The 231-nt window shown below is 35.1% G+C and carries 1 protein-coding gene; it reads right to left on the bottom strand.

Going from position 1 to position 231, the window contains the following annotated elements; translation table 11 throughout:
- Positions 1-219: transcriptional regulator MntR (gene mntR / locus SB660_RS24195; protein WP_410585187.1), on the bottom strand; the 219-nt coding region annotated here is incomplete at its 3' end.
- Positions 220-231 lie beyond the last annotated feature (12 nt).

Below are 231 nucleotides of genomic sequence, written 5' to 3'. Positions count from 1 at the left end.
AAGACGTTTCCCAAGTTTTTCTCCTCTTGGCGTCAATGTAAGCCCACGATATTTTTCATAAACTAAATAACCATCTTTATCTAATTTTTGAACCATCTTAGTAACAGAAGAAGGAAGAACAGATAATGCTTCAGCAATGTCAGACACACGAGCATATCCTTTATTAGCAATCAATAAATATATTTGTTCGATATGGTCCTCCATACTAGGTGTTGGCATATCTAATTCCCT

It is taken from the genome of Bacillus sp. SIMBA_005, assembly GCF_046535585.1.
Classification (GTDB): Bacteria; Bacillota; Bacilli; order Bacillales; family Bacillaceae; genus Bacillus; species Bacillus pumilus.
Note: the sequence above shows the minus strand (reverse complement) of the source record. Positions and strands in the feature narration are given on the sequence as shown.